The sequence below is a fragment of the Thiothrix caldifontis genome (assembly GCF_900107695.1).
Taxonomy (GTDB): domain Bacteria; phylum Pseudomonadota; class Gammaproteobacteria; order Thiotrichales; family Thiotrichaceae; genus Thiothrix; species Thiothrix caldifontis.
Window position 1 is genome coordinate 37,289 of sequence record NZ_FNQP01000025.1, and the last position, 8,927, is coordinate 46,215.

Genomic DNA, 8,927 nt, shown 5'->3' on the forward strand with positions numbered 1-8,927 from the left:
CCTTCCCCCGCAAGGGGGGAAGGAACAAGAGGTGCTCCCTTCTACCGACGCGGTGTCTTCCTCTTCGCTCCCTGCCCCCCTTGCGGGGGAAGGGTTGGGGAAGGGGGGGAAGGCTGCGCCAGCAGCCTTAGCGGCAGAGTTACGCCGTGGCTCCCGCAGCCTGCACGAAATCCTCACCCACGCGCCGCTACCCACAGGCACACGTTTGTTGCTGATGGTTGACCAGTTTGAGGAAATGTTCCGCTTCCGTGAGCAGGAGGAGAATCAGGCGGCGGCATTCGTCGCGCTGTTGCTGGAGGCTTGCACCCACCCGGATGTGTACGTGGTTATCACCATGCGTTCCGACTTTTTGGGGGCGGCGGCGGAATTCCACGGCTTGCCGGAGGCGATCAACGCCGGGCTGTACCTCACGCCGCGTTTGTCGCGGGAACAGTTGCGCGATGCGATTAGCTTGCCTGCGCAATTGTTTGGCGGGTCGGTGGAAGACGCGCTGGCAAACCATCTGTTGAATGAGGCGGGCAATGACCCCGACCAGTTGCCGCTGTTGCAGCACGCGCTGATGCGGCTGTGGGAAAACGATGCGGATAAAATCCTCACGCTCGACGAATACCGGGGCTTGAGGGGCTTGCGCGGGGCATTGAATGACCACGCGGAACAGGCTTGGCAGGAACTGGATGCTGACGGGCAAGCGGTTGCTGAAACCATGTTCCGCGCCCTCACCGAACGCAGCAAGGATGGGCAGGACATCCGCCGTCCGCTCAAGGTGCAGGCGTTGCTGGATATGACCGGGGCAGAGTTGCCGACCTTGACGCGCATTGTCGATACCTTCCGCCAGCCGGGGCGCAATTTCCTGATGCCGCCACCGCAAGTGGCATTGACGGCGGATACGGTGCTGGATATTAGCCATGAGAGCCTGATCCGCCAGTGGCAGCGGCTGCAAGGCTGGGTGGCGGCGGAAGGCGACAAGGCAGCGATGTATTTGCGGCTGCTGGAGGGGGCGCAGCGTCATGCGGGTGGGCGTGGCGAGTTGTGGCGTGGGACGGATTTGGCGGTGGCGCGGGAATGGCGGGAGAAGACGCAGCCGAATGGGGCTTGGGCGGGGAGGTATGCGCCTGCGGTGAATGCCGCCTCTTCCCCCCATCCTAACCTTCCCCCGCAAGGGGGGAAGGAACAAGAGGCACTCCCTTCTACCACTGCTGCGTCTTCCTCTTCGCTCCCTGCCCCCCTTGCGGGGGAAGGGCTGGGGATGGGGGGGAATGGTTCGGAGCACCACAATTTCACCCTAGCAATGCAGTTCCTCAGTGAGAGTGAAGCCGAGGAACAGCGTGTCCGCGAGGCAGAGGAAGCGCGGCGCAAGGCGGAACTGACGCAGGCGCGGCGACGGTTTGGGTTGTCGTTGGTGGGGTTGCTGATTGCGGCAGGCTTGGCGGTGTGGGGGGCGGTTGAGCGTAACCGTGCCGAGCAACAGACGGAGCAGGTGCGCAAGACTGAGCAGGCACGTACCGAAAGCCTGTTTGACTCCACCCTGACCCACGCCTCACTGCTGACCAAGGTGGAAGATTTCGCGGCGACTGCCACCAAGCTGGACAGCACCCGCTCGCTGGATGCGGACATCCCCGCGCCGCGCCGCCATGCCCGCGACCTGCTGGCGGGCTATACCGCCATTATGGGCGGGGAGGAGCAAGACACCTTGCAGGATGGCGACAAGCGTTTGCCTGTATTGGTTGGCGATATTGCCATCAGCCCGGACGGGCATTGGCTGGCAGCTTCCGGCGAGCGCGGCACGGTGGCATTGTTTGAACGTGCCAGCGGCAAGCTGGTGCAGAAGCTGGAGGGGCATGATGGTTCTCAGGGGCAAGCGGGTGTGGTATTCGATATTGTTTTCCACCCTACCCAACCTTGGCTGTTTTCCGGCGGTGAGGATGGGCAGATTATCCGCTGGGCATTGCCGCAGGCGGGGCAAGCCGCCAAGGTGTTGCAGCAGTGGCAGGTTGACGGTGGTGCTGTGAATGCACTGGCGTTGACCCCGGATGGCAAGGTGCTGGCGAGTGGGCATGATGATGGCAAGATTCGGTTGTGGGATAGCGGGGAGGAGAAAGAGAAAGACACTTCGCCGAAGTTGTTGCGGGTGTTGGAAGGGCATAGCCGAATGATTGCTACTGGTTGGGGTTTGGCTTTCAGCCCGGATGGGGAGCGGCTTGCCAGTGCGTCTTATGACAATACCGTGCGTTTGTGGGATTGGGGCAAAGGCAGCAGTTTGCAGGTGTTGGCGGGGCATAATGGTTTTGCGCAAGGGGTGGCATTCAGTGCGGATGGGCAAACCTTGGCAAGTTCCAGTGCTGACCAGAGCATCATCCTGTGGGATGCTGCCAGCGGGCAAGCATTGCGGCGGCTCAAAGGCCACCAGAACATGGTGTTTGGCTTGCAATTCCTGCCTGACGGGCTGCTGGCTTCTGCCAGTAGCGACAACACCATCCGCCTGTGGGATGTGGCAACCGGCATTACCCGGCGCATCCTGCAAGGGCATACGGCGGCAGTGACGGGTTTGGCATTGTGGCAGGAGCAAGCAAGCGTGTTGCTGTACAGTGCCAGCAATGATGGCACGGTGAAACGCTGGGGCGGGGAGTTGCCGGGGCAATGGTTGGTGGGGTTGCCTGATGAACCTGCTTCTGCTGCTATTTCTCCAGATGATAGAATCTTTGTTGTTGGTTATGCAGACGGAAAAATAAATCTTTTTGATTCAGAAAATTATCAGCTTTTACATGAGTTGTCAGGTGAACATAAAAGGGTGATGAGACTGACTTTCAATAGTGACGGTTCGCGTCTTGCGTCAGCCGGGATAGATGGTGTTGTGAAAATCTGGTCAGTCCATGAGGGTGACGGTTTTTCCCTGCGACTGGAAAAGACCTTGAGTGAGCATAAGGATGTTGTCCATGCTGTCGCCTTCTCCCCTGACGATTCCCAACTCGCCACTGCCAGCTATGACGGGCGTATCGGCTTGTTTGATCTGGTGGGTGAGGGGACGCCGCAGTTGTTGGAAGCGCATGATTCCCAAGTTAGTGCTGTTGGATTCGATTCTACGGGTAAATTGCTGATTAGTTCTGGTGTCGATGGGAAACTCAAGTTTTGGAGCGTCAATGGACAATCGCTGGAAAGAAATGAAACTGAATTTCAGGCATCAGATGTATTGATGTGGGCAAGCATCAGCCCGGATGGTCAGCAATTCGCCAGTGTGGGGCGCGAATACACTGTCAGCGTCTACCCCACCAGCGGCACTGGCACACCCCTGCCCCTGAACGGGCATGAAAGTACGGTGTACAAAGCCATTTTCAGCCCGGACAGCCGCCAACTGGCAACGATGGGAGCTGATGCAACCGTGCGGCTGTGGGATTTGGACACGCAAAGCGAACTGTTCCGTTTGCGTTTGCCGAGTCAGGCAATGCCTCCTGTTCCCGCTTGGGACTTCGATTTCCGTTGTACGCCGACGGGTTGCTGGATTGCCGTGCCGCTCACGTCGGGGAAGCTGGCGTTGTATAATTTGGGGAAGATCAAGGATTATTCGGCGGAGGAGCCAGCCAATGCCGAGCCACCGCCACCCACAGCACCCGTCGCCCCGGATGCCGCCAGCCTGTTGCAAGAAGAGCAACGTCATCAGGAAGCCATCAAGAAAAATCCGCAAAGTGCCGATGCGTTTGCTGCTTTTGCGGCGTTTGAATATGATCGGGAAAACTATGTTGCGGCAGAGAAAAGACTGGAGCAGGCTTTGAAACTTGACCCTAAACACTTTGATGCATTGTGGCGTTATACCGTTCTCTTGCAAAAAATCAAAAAAGACTATGTGAAAGCAGAGAAGTATCACCGACAACTAGCAAAAGTAGTGCCTGATTATCCTCCTATTCTGGGTAATTTTGCCCAAGTCATGCTGGCTCAAGGCAAACTGGAAGAAGGTCACAACCTGATCAACCAGTCTTTTGCCTATCATGCCGAGAGATTTGAGGTAGCCCTGCTGCTGGAGTTGTGGTTCTACCGCCTCGCCCATTTCCCCGACAAATACCCCTACGCCAAAGATAAGCTGATCGCTTTATTGGAAAAAGGTGCGCGTAGTGATGGCTGGGGTTTTTCCAGCAATATCGCCCAAGCCGAAAAAGCCGGTCATCCCGATGTGGCTCTGCTCAAAGCCTTCGCCGATGTGATCAGCAAAAAAGCCGAGTTCTCAACCTTAACCCCGTATCTGGAGAAATAAGTAACCTGAACCAAACTCCGGCGTAGGAGCTTGCCCCGCAAGCGATTCCCTCACTTCGGTTGTGTTACAATTTTGGTATCAGATAGCAGGAGTGCGAAACATGACATTGGAAAAGGTGAGCTACCTTTACGTCAGGGTAAGCATTGACCCTGATGTGTGTAATGGCAAACCAACCATCCGTGGTAAACGGATTACGGTACATACGATATTAGATTACTTGAGTGCAGGGGAAAGCGTCAGCGAGATTTTGCGCCAACACCCATCCTTGGAAGCCGAAGATATTCCCGCGTGCCTTGCGTTTGCCAGCCGCCTGATGGATCAGCGTGACTGCTGTAAGTGACAGAGCTCTTGATTTTAGCTGCGGACTAAACGTTTATGTGCAGTATGTTGAACTGTTAATGTGAAATCAGGTGACTTATGACGAAGTGGAAAGAGCTAAAGCAAGCAATCATTCAAAAAAGTCCAGAACTTGGTCAGTATCTAAACAGCGGTGTTGATCCAGAGAAACTGGTTGAGCTTGAAAGTAGATTGGGTGTTGCATTGCCAATGGAGTATAAAGAAATTTATCTTCAAAATGATGGCGAAGTTTGGGAATCACCTGGATTCTTTTTTGGATTGCATTTTTTAACCCTAGAATCCGTTATTAGTGAGTTAGATCGTTGGGAAGAAACTGTGAATCTAGGCTATAACGATCTAACTGATTTTTGTGAATCTAAACCGCTTGGTCATATTCAAGATATTTATGCTAATAAAAAATGGCTACCCTTAATGGATGATGCTGGAGGGAATTTTATTGGTCTTGATTTTGATCCTGGTCCAAAAGGAATCAGTGGACAAATTATAAATTTTGGGAGAGATGAGGATGTTAAGTATGTATTTTCTAGCAGTATTGGGGATTTTCTTGATTCTTTGAAGAGTTTGGTTTTCGACAAAGAAACTCAATTAAGCGATTATGATGGTAGCTTGGATTATAAAGGATTACATTTTATAGATGCTCTTAAACGAAATTAAGTCTGATTGAGTTTTGAGGGCTGAACTGTTACACCATTTCAAGTAAATTACGTAGAAATCCCCTGCTGCGAGGAAGGATTGAAATTTTGCCTGACCGTAACTGTGTTGGTCTAGTCAGTAACGGTTATACAATGTTTGCCAATACGGAAAAAATAGTGCTGCAATCACGTATGCACTGCTGCCCAATACGAAGAGTGGTAGCATGGCTTCCTGTAATGCCCCGGCTGCGCTGGCTTCATCAGGCGTGGTTTGAAATGCTATGTAACTGTCCCAGTTTGGCAAATTACCACTGAGCATAAATCCTAGGGTAACAATGCCCAAGAGCAGCATCGGCAACAGTAACAGCAGCCAATACGCATGGCTGGGCGTGCCATTAAACCTGAAGCGTATATTCCGGTAGCTGCTGACATTGGCGTTAAATTGCAAACCACGCCAGATTGCCCAGGGTAATACCACCGCTATGATTATTAGCATGATATAAGTTCCCGGTGGGAAAAATTGCGCTGACAGTAAATAAATGCCAAGCATTAGGAGAACGAGGATGCGCCCCGGCAGAATTTGCAGTGGGGTGGCATGATATTCGAAATTGGCTCCATCCAGCCAAGTATTCCCGTAAAAGTAGCGTTTGGTACGTACCGTTGCCCATGCCGAGTAAATTCCCAGTGTTAATACAGTAAGCAGTGTGTTGACTAGCCAAATTTTAAAATATTCGCTGTTTGAGCCTGTGAACGTAAAGTTCAGTTGTTTTTCCATTGCAGACATACGCGCCGCTCTCCTTACAATAATTGAGTTTTTGATACTGTGGAGGTACGTCAATATTCATCCATACGGGTTAAGCCGATGACTAAATTTGATGATACTTTGATGAAATAGATCACAGGAGGGGTTGAGGGATATAAAATACAGGGACTATAAACCTCATCCATTGGAACTTGGTATGGCGACTCTAAAAGATAGGCTGTTTCTCCCCTTACAAGGCGGTGGGGTGTCAATTTTAGCGGCGCTGACTGGGTATCTGCATTGGGATTGGTTTCTGTATAACCCGGTGGATGCTGCGTTAGGTATTGCGGTGCTGTTGTTTACCACCGGGCTGTTCTGGTTTTATGCCCAGTCGCGTGAAGAAGACCCGCTTAAGCGTGCTCGGTTACGGCACTGGTTGGCATTGGCAGGCTTGGTGTTGGGGATGGCGTGGTTGTTATATCTGGTGCTGATGCCTCTGCGTTTCCCGAATGCGTTTGAACCCCGCACCACGGTGCGCTTGGTGGGGTCGACTACCTTGGGCGAATACCTGATCCCGCAATATTTACAGGCGTTATTAGCGCGAAATAACCCGGTGCGCGTTACCACGTCAGTGACGGCTATTGGTGCGACTGGTGGGGAAAGTATTCAGATTGATGCCGATTTTACCGGAGTTCCCTTAGACAGCCGCCCTGATCCGGTATTCAAAGAGTTGGATGCGGTGCGCTTTATTGTGGATGCAGTTGGCTCAGGTAAAGGACGCGAGGCGTGGGAAACGGGGTATGCGGATATTGCAATGATTTCCGGTAGCCATGACTTGCAGGGTTTGAATGGGCAAGTGAATCCACCGCGTGTGGCTAAAATCGGGCGGGATGCCGTCACCATTATTGTGAACCGTAATAATCCAGTTAATAGCTTGCCTTACAACGATTTGCAGAAGATTTTCAGCGGGCAGGCAATGTCACAATGGCAGGTGTTTACCCGTGAAAAATCGGGAACAACTCAAGATTTAAGTGATTATTTGCAATTACCGGGGGGAATTCAGGGCAGTAAAGTGGCTTCTAATGTGGAAATGATTAATGCTGTTGCCCGCAATGCACAAGCGATTGGGTATGCCAGTGTTTCGTTTTTAAGCCGTAACCCGAATGTCAAGGCGCTTGGCATTGAGCGTGCGGGGCAGTCTTACCCCGCCCCGTCGCGTGATAGCATTCGGCAGGGGCTAACTGACCCTGAAACGGTGCGCTCCATTTACTTATACGGTTCGCGCACCGTGGGGGCTGATGTTGCGTTGAATACCCGCATTGCGAATTTCCTGTTGGACAGTATCGAATCCAGCGAATGGCAGGATTTTGTGACGGCAACCGGTTTTTTGGCTACCTCGGATAATTGCCCGACTGCTGGGGCGTGTGGGCGGGTGATTGAGCGAGATTTTAAAGGGAATGTACCCACCTATCAGGAATATCAGGCGAAACCACCGGCTCATAGCATCGCGTTTGCATCAGGTGGCGATGCGCCTGATAACGATCAGATAAACGCCTTGGATGCTTGGGTGCAGCATTTGTCAGCGGCAGAGCGCAGCCAACCGGTAGTGGTGTTTGGTCACAGTGATAGTGCGGGTAATCCCTTGTATAACCGGGGTTTGTCGATTGCGCGAGCTGAATGGGTGCAGCGCTTACTGGAAGACAAATACCAGTTAAAGGTTCAGTATATTGCGGGCTTGGGGTCTGAATACCCGCAGCCCCAAGGTGAGAGCCGACGGGTAGAAGTTTTTCACAACCGTAACTGAAGCATGTCATGTCCAAGTTGATAGGTTTTAAGGATTAGCAGAATGTGCCGGGTATTCTTAATCTCGGTTATCCTTGCTTATCCAGCACGGCTGATTTCTTGCGTGAGGTTCTTCCTGAAAGTGCTGTGCTACACTCGCCTTAACACACTATCCACGAGTACCGCATCATGGAAGCTCTCAAACTCAAAACCGTCGATGATTTATTGCTGGCAAATCAGCAAGATCAGCGCATCGAGTTAATTAACGGCGAAATCGTCAAGCGCCCGATGGCGCGTTCCGAACATGCCTTGGCGCAAGCGGGGTTGTCGGGGCAGTTCTTACCGTTGTCGCGTAAGGGCAGGGATGGCGGCTGGTGGATCATGAGTGAAATCAGCGTGCGTTATGCAGAACACCATTGCCCGACGCACGATCTGGCGGGGTGGCGTAAGGAACGTGTTCCCAATCGACCGACGGGCGTGATGGACATTTTGCCCGACTGGGTTTGCGAAATCACCTCGCCGGGGCATGAACGCAAAGATACTTTTACCCAATTGCTGCGTTTACAGGCATACCAAGTGCCGCATTACTGGCTGATTTCGCCGGAAGACAAAACCCTGATTGCGTATGAGCTGGATAACGGGCATTACCGCGTGGCGTTTTCGGTGGAATGCCATGATGCAGCGGCTTGCAGTCAGTTGGTGATACCGCCGTTTGCGGGGCAGGTGTTGGATTTTGGGTATGTGTTTGGGGAGTAATCCCCCCTCTACCGTTCCCTGAGCGTAGCCGAAGGGAGGGAGAGGGGGCTAGGGGGTGAGGGTCTTCTTAGGCGATCACTATACGCATCAACTTTAACCCGCGAAAGCGGTCTCCCTCTCTGGTAGGCTATTAGTTTTGCACACCGAATAGATCGACTTCGACAAGGAGACCGCGCATTGATACTGACAAAAGTAGCCACCGCATTGCAAGCCATCTTGTATGAAAAAGCGGACGCGTTAGCAAAAAAAGCGGCTTCATTCAACGCCAGCGCAAACTCAGCGGCTCGAACTTCATCCGCAGCTTGGTGTTTGGCTGGATGGGCAATCCTGCCAGCACATTGGATGGATTAAGTCGGACAGCCGCCTTCCAACAGCTCCCCATTAGTCCACAGGGACTGGACAAACGTTTTACCCA

Annotated in this window: 7 protein-coding genes; 6 read left to right on the top strand and 1 reads right to left on the bottom strand. The window is 52.8% G+C overall.

Translation table 11 applies throughout. The features are described from left to right. Positions 1-31: 31 nt before the first annotated feature. From BLV87_RS15710 to BLV87_RS15720, 3 genes are all read left to right on the top strand, one after another. The gene (locus BLV87_RS15710) at positions 32-4,243 is read left to right on the top strand and encodes an nSTAND1 domain-containing NTPase (protein ID WP_245707055.1); all 4,212 of its coding nucleotides are present in this window, start codon (positions 32-34) and stop codon (positions 4,241-4,243) included. A 100-nt stretch (positions 4,244-4,343) separates the two neighbouring features. After that, on the top strand, positions 4,344-4,583 hold the full coding sequence (locus BLV87_RS15715; RefSeq protein ID WP_175517971.1) for a DUF433 domain-containing protein: 240 nt from the start codon (positions 4,344-4,346) through the stop codon (positions 4,581-4,583). Positions 4,584-4,660: 77 nt separating this feature from the next. After that, the gene (locus BLV87_RS15720; protein ID WP_093070188.1) at positions 4,661-5,254 is read left to right on the top strand and encodes an SMI1/KNR4 family protein; all 594 of its coding nucleotides are present in this window, start codon (positions 4,661-4,663) and stop codon (positions 5,252-5,254) included. 114 nt (positions 5,255-5,368) lie between these two features. Here the strand turns inward: BLV87_RS15720 and BLV87_RS15725 are convergent, their stop codons facing one another. Next, positions 5,369-6,016, bottom strand: coding sequence for a YjgN family protein (locus tag BLV87_RS15725; RefSeq protein ID WP_093070190.1), 648 nt, complete (start codon positions 6,014-6,016; stop codon positions 5,369-5,371). 175 nt (positions 6,017-6,191) lie between these two features. Here BLV87_RS15725 and BLV87_RS15730 point away from each other — a divergent pair, with 175 nt between their 5' ends. The 3 genes from BLV87_RS15730 to BLV87_RS19490 all read left to right on the top strand — a co-directional run bounded on the left by BLV87_RS15730 (position 6,192) and on the right by BLV87_RS19490 (position 8,863). After that, the gene (locus tag BLV87_RS15730; protein WP_093070192.1) at positions 6,192-7,778 is read left to right on the top strand and encodes a substrate-binding domain-containing protein; all 1,587 of its coding nucleotides are present in this window, start codon (positions 6,192-6,194) and stop codon (positions 7,776-7,778) included. 167 nt (positions 7,779-7,945) lie between these two features. Continuing rightward, entirely contained in the window at positions 7,946-8,512 is a 567-nt protein-coding gene (locus BLV87_RS15735; protein WP_093070194.1) for a Uma2 family endonuclease, read from the top strand. Positions 8,513-8,689: 177 nt separating this feature from the next. Then, a complete protein-coding gene (locus BLV87_RS19490) occupies positions 8,690-8,863 on the top strand; it encodes a hypothetical protein (RefSeq protein WP_175517799.1) in 174 nt (57 codons plus the stop codon). Positions 8,864-8,927 lie beyond the last annotated feature (64 nt).

Bases quoted from the DNA above. Each gene is read 5' to 3' on its own strand.
- BLV87_RS15715 (WP_175517971.1), top strand. From the start codon at position 4,344: ATGACATTGGAAAAGGTGAGCTACCTTTACGTCAGGGTAAGCATTGAC.
- BLV87_RS15720 (WP_093070188.1), top strand. From the start codon at position 4,661: ATGACGAAGTGGAAAGAGCTAAAGCAAGCAATCATTCAAAAAAGTCCA.
- BLV87_RS15725 (WP_093070190.1), bottom strand. From the start codon at position 6,016: ATGTCTGCAATGGAAAAACAACTGAACTTTACGTTCACAGGCTCAAAC.
- BLV87_RS15730 (WP_093070192.1), top strand. From the start codon at position 6,192: ATGGCGACTCTAAAAGATAGGCTGTTTCTCCCCTTACAAGGCGGTGGG.
- BLV87_RS15735 (WP_093070194.1), top strand. From the start codon at position 7,946: ATGGAAGCTCTCAAACTCAAAACCGTCGATGATTTATTGCTGGCAAAT.